13 protein-coding genes and 2 pseudogenes are annotated in these 17,146 nt (G+C 67.9%); 8 read left to right on the forward strand and 7 right to left on the reverse strand.

The window, feature by feature from the left end:
* Window positions 1-9: 9 nt before the first annotated feature.
* The 3 genes and pseudogenes from ACZ6C6_RS09055 to ACZ6C6_RS09065 form a co-directional block, all read right to left on the reverse strand.
* Window positions 10-561, reverse strand: coding sequence for a hypothetical protein (locus ACZ6C6_RS09055; protein ID WP_469200604.1), 552 nt, complete (start codon window positions 559-561; stop codon window positions 10-12).
* 523 nt (window positions 562-1,084) lie between these two features.
* Window positions 1,085-1,231, reverse strand: a pseudogene (locus ACZ6C6_RS09060) (alpha/beta fold hydrolase); the annotation flags it as partial.
* Between the two features lie 465 nt (window positions 1,232-1,696).
* Window positions 1,697-2,644: a DMT family transporter gene (locus ACZ6C6_RS09065; RefSeq protein ID WP_469200606.1), complete on the reverse strand. Its 948-nt coding sequence runs from the start codon at window positions 2,642-2,644 to the stop codon at window positions 1,697-1,699.
* A gap of 39 nt (window positions 2,645-2,683) precedes the next feature.
* Between ACZ6C6_RS09065 and ACZ6C6_RS09070 the strand changes: the two genes are divergently transcribed.
* Window positions 2,684-3,193, forward strand: a complete 510-nt coding sequence (locus tag ACZ6C6_RS09070) for a MarR family winged helix-turn-helix transcriptional regulator (protein ID WP_469200608.1) — start codon at window positions 2,684-2,686, stop codon at window positions 3,191-3,193.
* A 215-nt stretch (window positions 3,194-3,408) separates the two neighbouring features.
* Here ACZ6C6_RS09070 and ACZ6C6_RS09075 read toward each other — a convergent pair whose 3' ends face one another.
* Window positions 3,409-4,326 carry a DMT family transporter gene (locus ACZ6C6_RS09075; RefSeq protein ID WP_469200610.1) on the reverse strand — a complete coding sequence of 306 codons (918 nt, stop codon included), beginning with the start codon at window positions 4,324-4,326 and terminating at the stop codon, window positions 3,409-3,411.
* A 73-nt stretch (window positions 4,327-4,399) separates the two neighbouring features.
* On the opposite strand from ACZ6C6_RS09075, the gene ACZ6C6_RS09080 reads away from it, so the two are divergent.
* On the forward strand, window positions 4,400-5,314 hold the full coding sequence (locus ACZ6C6_RS09080; protein ID WP_469200612.1) for a LysR family transcriptional regulator: 915 nt from the start codon (window positions 4,400-4,402) through the stop codon (window positions 5,312-5,314).
* 150 nt (window positions 5,315-5,464) lie between these two features.
* On the opposite strand, the pseudogene ACZ6C6_RS09085 reads toward ACZ6C6_RS09080, so the two are convergent.
* Together ACZ6C6_RS09085 and ACZ6C6_RS09090 are read right to left on the reverse strand one after the other, a co-directional pair.
* Window positions 5,465-5,533 (reverse strand): annotated as a pseudogene (locus tag ACZ6C6_RS09085) (ATPase); the annotation flags it as partial.
* Between the two features lie 303 nt (window positions 5,534-5,836).
* Window positions 5,837-6,370: a GNAT family N-acetyltransferase gene (locus tag ACZ6C6_RS09090; protein ID WP_469200614.1), complete on the reverse strand. Its 534-nt coding sequence runs from the start codon at window positions 6,368-6,370 to the stop codon at window positions 5,837-5,839.
* Between the two features lie 930 nt (window positions 6,371-7,300).
* On the opposite strand from ACZ6C6_RS09090, the gene ACZ6C6_RS09095 reads away from it, so the two are divergent.
* The 6 genes from ACZ6C6_RS09095 to ACZ6C6_RS09120 all read left to right on the forward strand — a co-directional run bounded on the left by ACZ6C6_RS09095 (window position 7,301) and on the right by ACZ6C6_RS09120 (window position 16,279).
* On the forward strand, window positions 7,301-8,326 hold the full coding sequence (locus tag ACZ6C6_RS09095; protein WP_469200616.1) for a LacI family DNA-binding transcriptional regulator: 1,026 nt from the start codon (window positions 7,301-7,303) through the stop codon (window positions 8,324-8,326).
* Window positions 8,327-8,556: 230 nt separating this feature from the next.
* Entirely contained in the window at window positions 8,557-9,804 is a 1,248-nt protein-coding gene (locus ACZ6C6_RS09100) for an extracellular solute-binding protein (RefSeq protein ID WP_469200877.1), read from the forward strand.
* A 61-nt stretch (window positions 9,805-9,865) separates the two neighbouring features.
* Entirely contained in the window at window positions 9,866-10,750 is an 885-nt protein-coding gene (locus ACZ6C6_RS09105; protein ID WP_469200618.1) for a carbohydrate ABC transporter permease, read from the forward strand.
* 11 nt (window positions 10,751-10,761) lie between these two features.
* A complete protein-coding gene (locus tag ACZ6C6_RS09110; protein ID WP_469200619.1) occupies window positions 10,762-11,646 on the forward strand; it encodes a carbohydrate ABC transporter permease in 885 nt (294 codons plus the stop codon).
* 320 nt (window positions 11,647-11,966) lie between these two features.
* The gene (locus tag ACZ6C6_RS09115; RefSeq protein ID WP_469200621.1) at window positions 11,967-14,531 is read left to right on the forward strand and encodes a carbohydrate-binding protein; all 2,565 of its coding nucleotides are present in this window, start codon (window positions 11,967-11,969) and stop codon (window positions 14,529-14,531) included.
* 134 nt (window positions 14,532-14,665) lie between these two features.
* A complete protein-coding gene (locus tag ACZ6C6_RS09120; RefSeq protein ID WP_469200623.1) occupies window positions 14,666-16,279 on the forward strand; it encodes a glycoside hydrolase family 13 protein in 1,614 nt (537 codons plus the stop codon).
* A 188-nt stretch (window positions 16,280-16,467) separates the two neighbouring features.
* Here ACZ6C6_RS09120 and ACZ6C6_RS09125 read toward each other — a convergent pair whose 3' ends face one another.
* Entirely contained in the window at window positions 16,468-16,956 is a 489-nt protein-coding gene (locus ACZ6C6_RS09125) for an ISL3 family transposase (protein WP_469200625.1), read from the reverse strand.
* Window positions 16,957-17,146 lie beyond the last annotated feature (190 nt).

Raw genomic sequence — 17,146 nt, forward strand, 5'->3', positions numbered from 1 at the left:
CAAGCGGCTTCAATACGTCAGCCACTCCCTATCGGGGATCAAGTCCTCGATCCATTCTTGGCCTCGCATGGCCCACTGAGGAGCAAGGAACACTGGGCGGCAGCGGGCGTGGTCACCGTTCTGCTGGCAGCGCAGGATCAAGCCCAGACTGAGGAGATACGGCTCCCCACGGGGCCCGAAGCGCAGGCCGCAGACGTACTCGGGCAGGTTTGGATCGTCCTCAAGTGTTGACGCGGTCTCCTCAAGCCAGGGTTCGAGTTCCGAGGGCAGCCGGCCAACCAGAGGAGTGCCGTCGAGGCTGACCTGGGGGCCCCGGCAGGCGTCGACAGCGACTGCAGCCAGGGTCTGGGACTCCTGGTCGTAGTAGGTGTCGATGCCGACTCCGTCGAAGGGATACCAACGCGCGTACCTCTCACCCCGTCCCGTGATCGGCTCGCCCAGAGCGGCTGAGACTTCCTCCTTGCTCTGACCGAACCGTATGGGCCCCACGGACTTTGACGGGACCCACGTCCACTCAGGACGCTCTGCGTCCCAGAGGAACCTCTCCGCGAACCAAACCAACGAACCCACCCCAGAGCGAAGCATGCATGCAGGAAGCATTCTTGCAAGGCACGTTGCGAGGCACCGCGAGCCTGCCTGCGGGGCCGATCCGGCATTCCAGAGAGGGCCCTGGTGGCGAAGGGGTGCGAGACGCAAGCGACGACCGAAAGTGCGGGCTGCTGACCCGGTCGCGCCCACCTCGGCCGGTGGCAACTCATCACCACGATGGTCCAGGCAGCCCTTATCCTTCAGCGCGCACCAGCTTGAGGTTCGAAAGGCTCGAAGTGAGCGCGTCAGGCCCCGGGGCTCGTGTCCCGGAGCCTGACGCGATCCGCTCAACAGCTGGATGGATGCGTCACGCCTCGACCCCGTGACAGGAAGGCTGCCGATTGAGCGTCTGTGACAAGTAGCCTGCCTCCTGGGTGGCAACCACGCTGCTTCGCCCAGCACTGTTGTCAGCCCATTCGGCTCTGCCAGCGACAGATATCGTGCTTCGGCTCAGAAGCGCCACGGCGGCTGTGACGGCCGATGCGTACGCGCGCCACTTCTTGAAGAAATCCAGCAGGTCCTCGTTGAAGCGCTCCTTGTCGCCCGGCACCAGGGCTATGCCGTGCGAGCCGCCTTCATAGACCTTCAGCTCGGCATCCGCGATGAGCCGGGCGGACTTGCGGCCGGTGGCGTCGATTGGCACGAACAAGATCCCCGGTCGAGCATCCCTCCGGTCTCCGTCGGTCGCCATTCTGCACATGACCGAGGCGGTTGCGAGGCCCGGCGCCGGCCCTGCGGTGGCTCGTCGGCCTCCTTGGGGCCGTCGCTCCCCGTGCGAACGCCGGAAGCCGCCACCACGCTGCGGCCGACGGACCGCGTCGGAACCGGACCAGCTGAGGCCAGAGCCGCCGACCAGGGCGCGGCATGCGGAGCCGCGGGGGCGCACGCGCGAAGTCCGGGGCGAGGAATTCCGGACGTCGGAGCTCCACCGGCAGGCCGTGCCGGACCGGTCTCGCACATAGGGTGCCGCCGGTCGCGCGCCGTGATCATGACCATCGGCTCCCACCCGAGCCCGCCGCATCCGCAGACAGCGCCTCCACCGGCACACCGTGGCCGTCCGCACCGCGCTTCAGCGGCGAACCTCGGCCGCCGGGCAGGGCGGGCGCACTCATGGGGGCGGATGCGGGACAGACGGCTCTCGCATGGATCGGTTGTCCGCGACAGGACCGGCGGGCCCTCGGCCGCTGTCGCGTCGTCTCCCGCGACGGGGCCTGCCGGTGGGCCGGCCGAGCACGACTCCGGCCAGGACCAGTGTCAGTCCGCCAAGTTGCTGAACGGTCAGTGCCTCGGAGGCGATCACCGTGCCCAGCAGTACACCTGTGGCGGGATTGAGCAGGCCGAGCAGGCCTACGGTCCCCGCGGGCAGGTGCCGCAGTCCGGTGAACCAGGCCGTGAAGGCCAGTGCGGTGGCGATGAGGGCGACGTAGGCGAACGCGAGGAGGGCGGACGGGGAAAGTGCGGGGGGAGGCCCCTCCATGGCAGCCGCCGCGGGGAGCAGCAGCAGTCCGCCGGCGGTGAGCTGCCAGGCGGTCGAGGCGAGTACGTCGGCGTCGGCGCTCCACCGCTTGGTCAGGATGTGGCCGAAGGATGACGTGGCCATGGCGGCGGCCGAGGCGAGGACACCTCGCACGCTCACGTCCTCCGTGCCGGTGAGCAGCATGGAACACACTCCGGCGAGCCCGATCCCGGCACCGACGAGGTGGGTTGTCCGGGGTCGTTCGGATATCAGGAGCCAGGCCACGAGCATCATCGTCAGGGGGGACACCGCCATGACGGTCGAGGCCAGGCTTGTCGGCAGCGTCTGGGATGCGACGTAGACGAGGGTGAAGAAGACACTCACGTTGAGCAGGCCCAGCACGGCGGATCTCCACCACCACGGGCCGCGCGGCCGCTGTCTGCAGAGGGCCAGCAGGACGAGCCCAGCGGGCAGCGCCCGCCAAGCCGCGCCGTACAGGGGGTGGTCGTCGGGCAGGAACTCGTGCGTGACGAAGTAGTTGGTACCCCAGGCCGCCGGTGCGATCGCGGTCACCACTACCCAGCGCTTATTCGCTTCCATGGAAGCGAATATAGCTTCCCGGGAAGCTACTATGGATTCATGGAAGATCGGCACGCGCTGGACCATGTAGCCCGCATTCAGGCCGAGTGGCGTCAGCAGCGGCCTGACGTCGACATCTCCCCACAGGGCGTGATCGGCCGGCTGCACCGCCTGGCGGGCCGGCTCACCGGGGAGCTCAGTCGCGTCTACGACCGCTACGGCCTCAGTGAGGGAGAGTTCGACGTCCTGTGCGCACTGCGACGCGCAGGTGAGCCATACGAACGGGCTCCGGGCGAGCTCGCCGCCCACACGATGGTCACCACCGGCGCGATCACCAAGAGGATCGACCGCTTGGAGTGGGCCGGGCTCGTCACTCGTCGCCGGTCGGACGACGACCAGCGTGGCCGGATCGTCGCCTTGACCGGGCCCGGACGCACACTGATCGACCAGGCGTTCGCCGACCACATGCGCAATGAACGCCGTCTGCTGGATCTGCTGACACCCGGCGAGGCCGAGACGCTCGAATCACTGCTCACTACCTGGCTCGCCCGCGTGGAAGACGGAGCGTGAACGCTGAGGCCCGGAAACCAGTGGGCGGCCTTGACGGGGAGGTGAACGTCTCGTAGGGCCGAAACTCCTGGGTGACCGTGCGTAACTGCTCGGTGGGCGGACCGGTGCTGTCGCGGAGGGTGTCGCAGGTGGGCGCCTTGCCTGCCAACATGCCGCCATGCCGACATATCGGTAATGGAGAGGCGTGGGGGTCGGCAGGCGGTGCGACGTGGGCTTCAGGAGTGGTGGCGCGGAGGGACGGCGGGTGAAGGGGACGGGGCGGGGATGTGGTTGGCGGGGCTGCGGCGTTTGTTGAGAAGGATGAGTCCGGCGATGGTGATGAGTCCGCCGAGGATCGCTACGGGCCGTGGTCGCTCACCGAGCCAGAGGTAGGAGGCGGCGAGCGTGACCGCGGGAACGAGGTAGAGCGCGGCGGTGGCGGCGGTGACGCTGAGCCGGGCGACGGCGTAGCCCCAGACGGCGAACCCGGCGGCCGAGGGCAGAATGCCGAGGAAGACGACCGCCGCGGTCGCACCGGCCGGGGCACCGAGCGCGGCCCGGAAGGCGCTGGGGGCGAGGGGGGCGAGAAGAGCGGTTCCGGCCCACATCGCGTAGGTGGCGACTTCGAACCCGGTGTAACGGCGAAGCAGCGGCTTGACCGTCAGGTGGTAGACGGCCTGACTGCACGCGGCCGCGAGGACGGCCCACGCCGCTGCCGTGTATCCGCTCTCCTTGCCGGACACGGCGATGAGGGCCGCGCCGGCGAGGGCGACGAGTGACCCGCCGGCCTTGGCCGGGGTGAGCCGTTCGCCCAGGAAGCCGGCCGCCAGGACGGCACTCATTGCCGGGACGGCGGCCACGATGAGGCTGGCAGTGCCTGCGGGGACGTGGATCTCCCCCCAGTTCAGCAGCAGTTGGTAGGCGCTCATTCCGGCGCCGCCCGCGAGGACGATGCGCCAGAGATCGGTGCGCGCGGGGCGGCGGACTCCCAGCGACGGGGCGACGGCCCCCAGGGCGAGGGAGGCGACGGCAAGGCGGAGGAAGGAGAGTTGGGAGGGCCCGTAGCCGTCCAGTGCCACCCGGATCGCGGGGAAGGCGGTGGCCCACAGCAGCACGGTGGTGGCGAGGGCGAGCAAGGTCTTGTCTAGCTTCACCCGGTCGACTCTGCCAGGTAGGGTGGATTAGGTCTATTTACCTTTTTCTTGTTGATCGAGTAGAGGAGCTTTCTTGTTGGAGGTCCGCCGGCTCCGTGTGCTGGCCGAGTTCGCTTCGCACGGCACGGTTGCCGCCGCAGCCCGGGCCCTGCATCTCACCGGGCCCGCCGTGTCGCAACAACTGGCTGTGCTGGAGAAGGAAGCAGGGGTGCAACTTCTGGAGAAGCGCGGCCGTACCCTGCACCTGACCGGCGCGGGGCAGCGTCTCGTGGATCACGCACATGTCCTCCTCGGCAACCTCGCCGCCGCCGAGTCGGATCTGACGGCACTGCGGCGGGGCGAACGCGGCACCGTCCGCGTCGCGGCGTTCGCCTCGGCCGCCCGCGCGATCATCCCCAGCCTCTGGCCCGAACCCGGCGCGGCACCGGCCCCGGAAGAGCCCGCCGTGTTCCTGGTCGAACACGAGCCCCCGGCGGCGGAGGGCGCCCTTGTGCGCCGTGAGGTCGACATCGCGGTCACCCACTCCTACAGCCTGCTGCCCCGCCCGGCTCCCGCGGGCTGTGAACACACGGCCCTGTTCGACGAACCCGTGCATCTCGTCCTGCACCCCGCCGATGCCGCCGACCACCGCCTCGCTCCCGGTGCGCAGGCGGACCTGCGCCGGTTCGCCGACGCCCCGTGGCTCCTTCCCGGACCCGAGACGGCCTGCCACGAAATGACACAACGCGCCTGCGGCGCCGCCGGCTTCGTCCCGCGAGCCGTGGCAGTGGCGGGCGACTTCGCTGTTCTGACCGCCCTGGTCGCCCGCCGCGCAGGAGTCGCCCTCATTCCCCGCATGGCGTTGCCTTCCCCGGGACCGGACCTGAGCATCCACGCGCTGCGTGTACCGGTCCACCGCAGCGTCCGTGCCCTCCACCGCGCGGGGACGGAGCGGCAACCCGGCATCCGACATGTTCTCGACCGGCTCACCATGGCCCGCGACGGCTGAAGGCAGCTCACTGGCTCAGGGGCTGCGGCGGGGCCCCGCGCCGAGTCGGTCTCGGACTCAGAGCGCGAGCGTCCAGGGGGGCAAGGCACAGGGGGCCTCGGGTGAGTGCCCGTATCGGCTGACTTTGACGGGTTCTTCAGCTCGGGCTCGGGTGCCGGCGAGGCGGTAGGAGTCGGTGCCGGTCTCGATGATGGTGCCGTTGAAGGTGAGGCGGTCGAGTTCCATGCAGCCGAGGTCACTCGGATACGGCTGCTGCCGGGACATGGTTCGATAGTTCCTTCGTCAGACACGCGGCCGCAGGGCGCAAACAGGGGTGACGGGGGCGCCTTGGGATCAGACAGGAGCGAACGGGCGGAAACGTCTCCGGCGATCGAGTCAGCCGTCTCTTACGTCAGGGACAGCGACCCTGGCCTCAACAGTCCCAGCCCGTTCGGCCACCCACCGGTGTGAGAGCCGAGTCGTAACGAGCTGTCCTCGTGTTCGGTACCTCGGCAACCGCCTGGCGCTGCCTGACACGGCTGGTCAAGGCAGATGAACGGCTCCGCGTTCGCGCGCGTGGAGATGTCCCTCGGCTTCGTGCGGGGCACGAGGCGGCAGGACCCTCTCCAGGGTGTAGCCCGCCTTTTGCGCGACTCGGCAGGAGGCGGGGTTGCCCGCGTTGTGGATCAGTTCCAGGCGGCTGAGTCCCGCTTCCGTCCTGGTGTCGAAGGCCCAGGTCGTCATCAATTCCACGGCCCTGGAAGCAACGCCGAGGCCCCGTGCCGAGGCACCCGTCCAGTAGCCGACCTCACCGCACGCCTCGCCGCCGGACTGTTTGAGAACGATGTGCCCCACGACCCGCCCAGTCATGAGAATGGCGAAGCTGAGCCGCTTCCCGGACTTCCAGCCCGCCTCCTGGGTCGTGATCCAGCGCTCCGCGTCCTGGAGCCCCGCCACGCGGTGCGACGTCCAGCGACGGACTTCCTCGTCATCGGCCAACGCCGCCAGCGCGCTGGCGTCACCCGGCTCCCACGGCCTCAGCGTCAGATCGGTCGAGCGCAGCACCACGGTCGTCACCGCTTGGTCCTTCCTGTCCTCCTGCCACCCTAGACGGCCGAGGTCACACCCCTTGACCTGCACCGGAGTATCCGCAACTTCTGACGGCTGCCGGGAAAACTGCGGCCCGTGGCGCGGACCCCGTCCTGGGCGGTGAAGAGTGGCAGTGTCAGCGGACATCGTCCGCGACCTCACCCTCTGAATGGCCGGCCGCAACCTCCTCGGACGACCAACCAGGCAGGTCAGCGAGTTCTAAAACACGCGCCACGCGCCAGTCTTCTGAGTCAGGGTGTGTCCAACAAGGACGTGGCGGCTCGCCTCGGCTCGGACCGCGCATGCGGTAGGCCGCTGGCGTGCGAGATTCGTCGAGCACCGGATCGCCGGTCTGCATGACATGCCGCGTCCAGGTGGCCCGCGGACGGTGACGGACGAGCAGGCGGCTGCATCGGTCACCAGGACGCTGGAGTCCACCGAACCCGACGGGCGACAACGTCACGTATCAGATCGGCGTCCGCCCGATGCCCCCGGAGCTGTGGGGCAACGTCCCCAACGACGAGCGCGTGCACCCCGGTCGAGACCTCGGCCTGGCTGTCCCTGAAGAACACCACCACCGGGGAAGAGGCCCAGGGCCGGAACGAACTGACCCACACGCTCACGCTGAGCCCGATGGAGCAGCACGACATGGCTCTGCTGCTCGTCGTCACCGACGAGGTGGGCAGCGAAGTCTTCGCACCCTTCGATATCGCCCAGTAGAACGGCGCGATGAGCGACCGGTCGGCGGCATACCCGTGATCGTACGAGGCAGCTGAGCGCTCAAGGGGACGAGCCGGAGGTGGCGTTCTCTCCTGCCAGTCGGTCTTCGGCCTGCTCGATCCGCTCGTCACCGGCCTAGCCGAGTAATTTATTGCGTTCGGCTGAACATTTTTTGCGAGCTGACTGTATGGTGGCGACATGACAGTGAAGGTAGGGAAGGTAGCGGAGTTCGCGGGCGTGAGCGAGCTGACGGTCCGGCGCGTGCTGAACGGCAGTCCGAGTGTTGCTGCGGCGACCAGGGAGCGGGTTCTGCGAGCGCTGGACGTCCTGGGTCTGAAACGTCCGGCCGGCGCGACGGCGGAGCGGTCGCCGCTCGTGGGCCTTGTGGTCCCCGATCTGCAGAACCCGGTCTTCCCTTCTTTCGTGGAGGCGCTGGCGGGGCGCTTGAACAAGCGCGGTTATGTGCCGGTGCTTTGCACTCGTACAGCAGATGGGGTTTCCGAGGCCAACTACATCGAGATGCTGCTGGCGCAGAACATCGGCGGGATCGTTTTCGTCGGTTCCAGTTACACGGACGTCGGCGCGGAGCAGGGGGCGGCGCTGAAGGAGCGGCAGGTGCCGATGGTGCTGGTGAACGTCGCCGACGAGAACTCCGATCTGGTGCAGATCGCCGCCGACGACATGCAGGCTGTTCAGCAGGCCATGCTGCACCTGGAAGGAATGGGGCACGAGCGCATCGGGCTGCTGGTCGGCCCCGGCGGCCATGTGCCGTCGGTGCGGAAACTGCGCGGCTTCGCGCAGTTCTGGCAGTCCCGGGGAGTGCATCAGACGCAGTGGACGCCCTGGGTGGGCCACAGCCTCTTCGCCCTGGAGGCGGGTGCGCGTACGATCTCCGATCTTCTCGACCAGGGAGTGACCGCAGTTGTTTGCGGAAGCGACACTCTTGCGCTGGGTGCGGTCAGAGGGGCCCGGCGGCGCGGGCTCACGGTGCCGGAGGACCTGTCGGTAGTGGGCTTCGACGACTCCGCGTTCATGAGCGCGGTCGACCCGCCGCTGACGACGTGCCGACAGCCGGTGGCCGCCATGGCCGAGGCTGCGATCGAGTCCCTCGACGAGCAGATCCGCAGCCGTCGGACCGTGCCGGGCCTGACCCTCTTTCAGGCGGAGCTGATCGTCAGGTCCTCCACCGCGAGACCGGGTTTCGGCAGGTCACGGCCGAAGTAATCAATCTTTTGCAACTTGTCATTGACTTTTTACATAGCTGACTTCTACCTTCTGCGTATCCGCCGGGGCTTCGGTTGACGGGGCACCGGCGCAGTGCATCCACGGAAGGTAGATCAGTCATGAGCGGACTGCGCAGTCGCCGCAGGTTCATCGGCGCGGGGATAGCCTGCGTTCTCACCGGAGGGCTTGCCGCCTGCGGCGGCTCTCCGTCCTCGGGTAGCGAGGGCGGCGTGGTCACCATCTCGGTGAACGGCATGCCGCCCAAGACCCAGCCGGTGGACCGGAAGTACTTCGAGGAGGACGTCAAGGCCTTCGAGAAGGAGCACCCGAAGATCAAGATCGATGCCCGCGAGGGCCAGATGGACCCCAAGACCTTCTCCGCGAAGCTCGCCGGGGGGCAGTTGGAGGACGTCTACTACGTCTACTTCACCGATCCCGCCGGTCTCATCCAGCGGCGCCAAGGTGCGGACATTACGAAGTACGCCAAGGACCTGTCACGGGTCAAGGACGTCAAGCCCGAGTACCTGAAAGTGTTCACCGGACCCGACGGAGGGCTCTACGGCCTGCCGAACGGCCAGTACTCCCTCGGCCTGATCTACAACCGCGCCCTGTTCAAGAAGGCCGGACTCGACCCGGACAAGCCGCCCACCACCTGGGAAGAGGTTCGCACGGCCGCCAAGAAGATCACCGCGCTGGGTGATGGGACGGTCGGCTATGCCGACTACAGCAAGAACAATCAGGGCGGCTGGCACTTCACGTCGTGGGTCTACTCCATGGGCGGCGACATCGCCGCCCAGGACGAGGGTGGGAAGTGGAAGGCGGCCTTCGACAGCAAGGCCGGCCATGACGCGCTCCAGATGCTGCATGACATGCGTTGGACCGACAACTCCATGGGCACGCGGCAGTTGCTGCAGATCGACGACGTGCAGAAGATGATGGGCTCCGGCAAGCTAGGCATGTACATGGCTGGACCGGACAATATTCCCACCATCGTCAAGCAGTTCGAGCGCAAGTACAGCGAGTTCGGCGTCGCCGCGATGCCGGGCAAGGCCACCCTCGGCGGCGGCAACGGCTTCATGTTCAACCCCAAGGCATCGCCGGAGAAGATCAAGGCCGGCATCGAGTGGGTCCTGTGGAAGTACCTCAACCCCGACCGGACCGAGTTCGAGGACAAGCGCGCCTCCGGCAACGACGTTCCGATCGGGCTTCCACTGGACCGGCTCCTGAACGGACCGGCCGCAAGCAAGCAGGAACGCGCGCACGCGAAGTACGCCAACGTGCCGCAGAAGAACTACAAGCCGTTCACCGAGCGGAACGACCTCCTGACCCAGAAGGTCGAACCGCCGAACGCGCAGCAGATCTACACCGTCCTCGACGGCATCATGCAAGCAGTCCTGACGAAGAAGGACGCCGACCTCGACCAGTTGCTCAAGGACGCGTCCAAGAGGGTCGACACCATCCTCGCGACGGTCAAGTGACATGGCGGCTCCGACCCTCACCCGGGAACCAGCTTCCCCTCCCAAGCCGCAGAAGGCCAGCATGAACAACCCGACCGGGCGTCGGCGCCGCCTCAGCGAGCACCTCGTTGCCTACAGCTTCCTCAGCGCGGGCGTGCTCTGCTTCGCCCTCTTCTCCTGGTACCCGATCATCCGCGGCTGGCTCCTCGGCTTCCAGCAGGTGACCTTCTCCCAGCCCGCCACTTGGGTGGGCTGGGACAACTACCGCCGGCTCTTCGACGACCCGCTCTTCGTGACCGCGTGGAAGAACACCGGCTACTTCACCCTGCTCGCCCTCGTCTTCGGATTCGCCGCTCCCTTCCTCACCGCGGTCGTCCTCAACGAGTTCCGCCACGCACGTACGTACCTGCGCATGACCGTCTACCTCCCGGTCATGCTGCCCCCCATCGTCACCATGCTCCTGTGGCGCTGGTTCTACGACCCGGGCCCGGGCCTGTTCAACAACGTCCTGGAGACCCTCCACCTGCCGGCCCAGCAGTGGCTGGAGTCGGAGAACATCTCCATGATCTCCCTCGTCCTCGTCTCCACCTGGGCCAACATGGGCACAAACACCCTCATTTACCTCGCCGCACTCGGCTCCATCCCCGGCGAGGTCTACGAGGCAGCCGAGCTCGACGGCGCCTCCATCCGCCAGCGGCTGTGGCACGTGACGATCCCGCAGATGCGGTTCATCCTGATGATCACGCTTCTGCTCCAGGTCATCGGCACCATGCAGGTCTTCATCGAGCCCTACGTGCTCACCGGCGGCGGACCCAACGACGCCACCGTGACCGTCCTGCTGCTGCTCTACCGTTACGCCTTCGTCTACAACGACTTCGGCATGGCCAGCGCCATGAGCACGGTGCTCTTCATCGTCCTCGGACTCTTCGCAGCGGTGTACCTCCGCCTCACCCGCAGCAAGGGCTGAAAGGAACGACCATGTCCGACTCAAGCGAACGCACCCTCATCGCCCCCGCCGAAATGAACCGCCGCACCGGCCGCTTCCTCTACTGGTTCGTGCTGTGCTCCACCGTCCTCGGTTTCACCCTCGCCTTCGTCTTCCCCCTCTACTGGATGGCCGGCGGAGCACTGAAATCGTCCTCCGAACTGGCCGACCCGACCCCCACCCTCGTCCCGCACACCTGGCACCCCGAGTCCTACGCCCAGGCATGGACGAACGTCGGACTGAGCCACTACTTCCTCAACACCCTGCTCCTGGCCGCCGGCGCCTGGCTCACCCAGCTCCTCGTCGACGTGTCCGCCGCCTACGCCCTGTCCAAGCTGCGCCCGGTCCTGGGCAACATCGTTCTGGGCATGATGCTGGCCACGTTGATGCTGCCCGTCTCCGCCCTGCTGGTGCCGACCTACCTGACCGTCACCGACGTGCCGCTGTTCGGCGTCAACCTGATCAACACCCCCTGGGCGATCTGGCTGCCGGCCTGCGCGAACGCCTTCAACATCTTCATCCTGAAACGCTTCTTCGACCAGATCCCGGCCGAACTCCTGGACTCCGCACGCATGGACGGAGCCGGCCCCCTGCGCGTCCTGGTATCCGTCGTCCTGCCGCTGTCCCGGCCCGTACTGGCCGTGGTCTCCATCTTCGCCGTCGTCGGTGTGTGGAAAGACTTCCTCTGGCCCCTCCTGGTCCTCCCCGACCCCGCGCGCCAGCCCATCACCGTCGCGCTCAACCGACTCGCTGAATTCATGCCCGCCAACCAACTCCTGGCCGGCATGGTCATGGCCTCGATCCCGCTGCTGGTGATCTTCCTGATCTTCCAGCGGCACATCATCGCGGGCCTCACCGCAGGCAGCCTCAAAGGCTGACCCCACCCGACCCCACCCGACTCCGCCCACGCCGCCTAAGAGCGCACCACAGGCGAAGCCGGCGAACCCGGAGTGCCGCAGGGACCCACCCCATGACGCCGGCGGCACGACTCCACGGCGGCCACCACCGCAGCACACGCCTGCCCCGACCACCACCTCGTCACTGCCCGCCACCACCGGGCCCCGCTCCTGCCACGTCGAACCGGACCAGGCCCCAGACATCCGCCCCGGCCCCCGTTCGACCGCCACCGCAGCCCAGGTTGCGCGAGGCCCCAAACCCCTCAAGGGCGAGCCGCCCCTTCCCGGAAGGACACACAGCCGTGTCGAAACTCCGCACCGCCAAGTCCCTCAAGCCCACCGCCGCCATATCCGCCGCCATGCTGCTGGCCCTCACCGGCGCCCTCTCCTACAGCCTGGCCGCCCCCGCGCCCGCCTACGCCGCCACCTCCACGATGGAGGCGGAGTCGGCGACCCTGTCGGGTGGGGCGGTCAGTCAGCAGGAGCACGCCGGGTACACCGGCAGCGGGTACGTCGGCGGTCTGACCGACGGGAACAAGGGCCACGCCACGATCGCCACCACCATTCAGTCCGCCTACGCCGGGACCGGTACGGTCAGCATCCGCTACGCGAACGGCACCGGCTCGGGCAAGACACTCACGCTGAGCGTGGCGGGGGTCGCGAAGCAGATCACGCTTCCGGCCACGAGCGGCTGGGCGAGCTGGTCCACCGTCGACGTTCCGGTCACCTTCCAGCAGGGCACGAACGCTCTCACCCTCGCCTTCACCAGCAACGACACCGGCAACGTCAACATCGACAACCTGAAGACCATCACCCCGGCACAGCCGGACAACCCGACCCCCACAGACCCCTCCACGATGGAGGCGGAGTCGGCGACCCTGTCGGGTGGGGCGGTCAGTCAGCAGGAGCACGCCGGGTACACCGGCAGCGGGTATGTCGGCGGTCTGACCGACGGGAACAAGGGCCACGCCACGATCGCCACCACCATCCAGTCCGCCTACGCCGGGACCGGTACGGTCAGCATCCGCTACGCGAACGGCACCGGCTCGGGCAAGACACTCACGCTGAGCGTGGCGGGGGTCGCGAAGCAGATCACGCTCCCGGCCACGAGCGGCTGGGCGAGCTGGTCCACCGTCGACGTGCCGGTCACCTTCAAGCAGGGTACGAACGCTCTCACCCTCGCCTTCACCAGCAACGACACCGGCAACGTCAACATCGACAACCTGAAGACCACCACCCCTACCGGCTCCACCGACCCGGACGACCCCACCGACCCGAGCGGCGTGGGCGCCACCGTCCCCTTCACCACTTACGAGGCCGAAGCCGGCACCCTCAAGGGCTCGACCATCGGCCCCGACCGCACCTACCTCACCGTCGCCTCCGAAGCCTCCGGCCGCAAGGCCGTCAAGCTGACCCAGACCGGCGACTACGTCGAGATCAAGCTCACCAAGCCCGCCAACGCCATCAACCTGCGCTACTCACTGCCCGACAGCAGCGACGGCAAGGGCATCGACGCCACCCTCAGCGCCTACGCCGACGGCACGGCCCTGCCTGACCTCCAGCTCACCTCCCGTTACGCCTGGGTCTACGGCGCCTACCCGTACACCAACAACCCGGGCGAAGGCCAGGGTCACCGCTTCTTCGACGAGGCCCGCGCCACCTTCGGCCGGACGCTGCCCGCCGGAACCGTCCTGCGCTTGCAGAAGGACAGCGGCGACACCGCCTCCTCCTACACCCTCGACCTCATCGAGGCAGAGGAGACCGGGACGGCCGCCATCCTTCCCAGCGGCTACGTCTCGGCTGCGGACCTGGGAGTCAAGCCGGGCGGTCAGGACGTCACCGCAGCTCTCAACAACGCTTTGAACACCGCCAAGAACCAGGGCAAGGGCCTGTTTCTCCCCGCCGGCACCTACACCATCTCCGACCACATCAACCTCTCCGGCGTGAAGTTGCGCGGCGCGGGCGTGTGGCACACCGTCCTGCGCGGCACCGGTCTCAAGGGCGGGCTCTTCGGCCAGGGCGGCACCAGCACCGTCGAAGACCTCATGATCGACGGCCAGAACACCGTCCGCGACGACGCCGGGGGACAGGCCGCCATCGAGGGCGACTTCGGCACCGGGTCCGTTATCGAGAACGTCTGGATCCAGCACACCAAGGTCGGCCTGTGGATCTCCAGCCCCACCACCGGCCTCAGGGCCAGCGACCTGCGCATCCGTAACACCTACGCCGACGGCGTCAACCTGCACGGCGCCGTGAAGGACACGGTCATCTCCAACAGCAGCATCCGCGGCACCGGTGACGACGCGCTGGCCATGTGGTCGGACGGAGCAGCCGTCACCAACAGCGCATTCCGCAACAACACCGTCCAGCTCCCGACCCTCGCCAACGGCGCCGCCGTCTACGGCGGAAACGGCAACAGCGTCGAGAACAACCTCATCTCCGACACCGTCGTCGCCGCAGCAGGCATCACCGTCTCCACCCGCTTCGGCGAACCCTTCAGCGGCACCACCACCGTCTCGGGCAACCTCCTGCGCCGCACCGGCAGCAAGGAAGTGAACTGGAACTCCGACCTCGGTGCCCTGTGGATCTATGCCGACATCCACGACATCACCCAGCCCGTCGTCCTGCAGAACAACACGGTCGAGGACTCCACCTACAGCGGACTGCTCATCTCCTGGCAGAAGCAGGTCTCCGACCTGCGCGTGGACGGGCTGACCATCAACAAGACCGGTGCCAACGGCATCGAAGGCAACGCCGCCGGCAAGGGCACCTTCTCCAACACCAAGATCACCGGGACCACCGGTGCCGCCCTCAACATGACCGGCGGATTCACCATTGAGCGCGGCAGCGGCAACTCCGGCTGGTAACCCCGGCCAACCCGGGGCCGGCCCCTCACCACCGGCCGGCCCCGGGCACCACCCCGTAAAGACTCGCGGGCCCGGCCCACATCCCCGCCGGCCGGGCCCGCGCACTGTTCGCACCACATACGAAGGCAGGCACCATGACCCCGCGCACCACCGACTGGTGGCGTCACGCAGCCATCTACCAGGTCTACCCCCGAAGCTTCGCCGACGGAAACGGCGACGGTATCGGCGACCTGGCGGGCGTGCGCTCCAGACTGGACTACCTCCAGCACCTGGGCATCGAAGCCATCTGGTTCTCCCCCTGGTACCTGACGCCGATGGCAGACGCCGGCTACGACGTCACCGACTTCCGCCGGATCGACCCCCGCTTCGGCACCCTCGCCGAAGCCGAAAAACTCATCAACGAAGCACACGAACGCAACATCCGCATCATCGTCGATGTCGTCCCGAACCACGTCTCCAACGAGCACGCCTGGTTCACCGCCGCCCTCCAAGCCGCCCCCGGCTCACCCGAACGCGAACTGTTCTGGTTCCGCGACGGCCGCGGTGACAACGGAGAACTGCCCCCCAACCAATGGCAGTCCATCTTCGGCGGCTCCGCCTGGACCCGCGTGCCCGACGGCCAGTGGTACCTGCATCTGTTCGCCCCCGAACAACCAGACCTCAACTGGCGCAACCCCCTCGTACGCGCCGAGTACGAAGACATCTTGCGGTTCTGGTTCGACCGCGGCGTCGACGGCATCCGCGTCGACTCCGCCGCCATGTGCAGCAAGGACCCCGACCTGCCCGATTACGATCACAGCATCTTCCCCTACCCCCACCCCTACGTCGACCTCGACGAGAACCACGACATCTACCGAGGATGGCGCGCCGTCGCCGACTCCTACCCCGACCCCCGCGCACTCATCGGAGAAGTCTGGCTCGCCGACCCCGCCCGATTCGCCCAATACCTGCGCGCCGACGAACTCCACTCCGCCTTCAACTTCGACTTCCTCGGCTGCAGCTGGGACGCCACCGCCCTGCGCACTGTCATCGACCAGACCCTCGCCGCCCACGCCGGCGTCGGAGCCCCCAGCACCTGGGTCCTCTCCAACCACGACGTCACCCGCCACGTCACCCGCTACGGCCGACCCGACACCAGCACCGCCAACGGCATCCGCCAGTACAACCCCGTCGTCGACGAAGACCTCGGCCGCGTCCGCGCCCGCGCCGCCGCCCTGCTCACCATGGCCCTGCCCGGCGCCGTCTACATCTACCAGGGCGAAGAACTCGGTCTGCCCGAGGTCGAGGACATCCCCGCCGACCGCCGTGACGACCCCATCTACCACCGCACGAACGGCGAAGACCCCGGTCGCGACGGCTGCCGCGTCCCGCTGCCCTGGAGCGGAACCACCGAGCCCTACGGCTTCAGCCCCGAAGGCGCCGCATCCCCCTGGCTCCCACAGCCCACAGCCTGGGCACAGCTGACCGCAGCCGCCCAGGAACCCGACCCCGACTCCATGCTCAACCTCTACCGCCAGGCCCTCGCCCTGCGCGCGGCCGAACCCGCCCTGGGCGACGGCCCCATGCAGTGGATCGACGCCGCCCCCGACGTCCTCGCCCTCACCCGCGGCGAGACCTTCACCTGCATCGTCAATCTCTCCGACACCCCCTTCCGTCTCCCTGACCATGCCCAGATCCTCATCTCCTCCCAACCGTTGAACCAGAACCTGCTGCCCGTCGACACCAGCGTCTGGCTACGCACCGCCTGAACCTGCCAATCGGGCGGTGGCATCACACTCGGTGACCACCGCCCGGCGCGTGCCGGCCGGCCTCGGACGGCCACCGTGACCGACTGAGCCGAAGATCAGTGCGAGGACGGCTAGGACGAGGCCGAGGCAGAGTATGACCATGGTGTTGATGCCGCGACTGTCGTCGGCGTCGATCCGGGGCGTGCCGCTCAGGCTGGTCCGCCCGGCCTCGCCACAATGCGGCGGGGCCGGACGCGGACGTCGAGCATGTCGTCCGGTTCCGCCGGCGTCTGGGGTTCTCCGGGCTGGTGCCTGGTCCGGTGGGCGGTGTGGAGGCAGCCGTAGTGGCTGGTGACAGTCTTTTCCACGTCCTTGGCCAGGTTGTTCCACAGGTGCCAGACATCGGCGACTAGGACAACCTGAGGGAAGGTCGTCCCGGCGGCCTCCGCGTAGGTGGAGGCACGATCCCGGCAGATGATCTGTACGTCGGGGTGGGCCAGCCGGCGGGCCACCGGCGCGGTCTCGCGGCCGGGCAGCACATCGATCGGCCGACGGGCTTCCGGATCGACCAGCAGCGTGGCATAGATGTGGCCCTTGAGTAGGGCGAAGTCGTCGATGCCCAGGACCCGGACGGGCCCTGGGCTGGTCAGCGCGGTGGTGCGCAGCAACCGGAGCAAAGTGTCCTTCGCCGTCACCATGCCCAGCCTCCGGGCTAGCCGGGCACCCGGACGTCCGGCCAGCTCCTGAGCGACCCGGCCGAGTAGGTCTCGCAGTACGGGCGTATACCAGGCATGCGGTTGGGTCAGTCCCGGAATCTGCTCGGCGAACGTGACTGCTGGGCACTCGGAAGTCAGGCATTTGAACCGTCGTATCAGCACCACGATCATC

Source organism: Streptomyces sp. NPDC041814, from assembly GCF_055590565.1.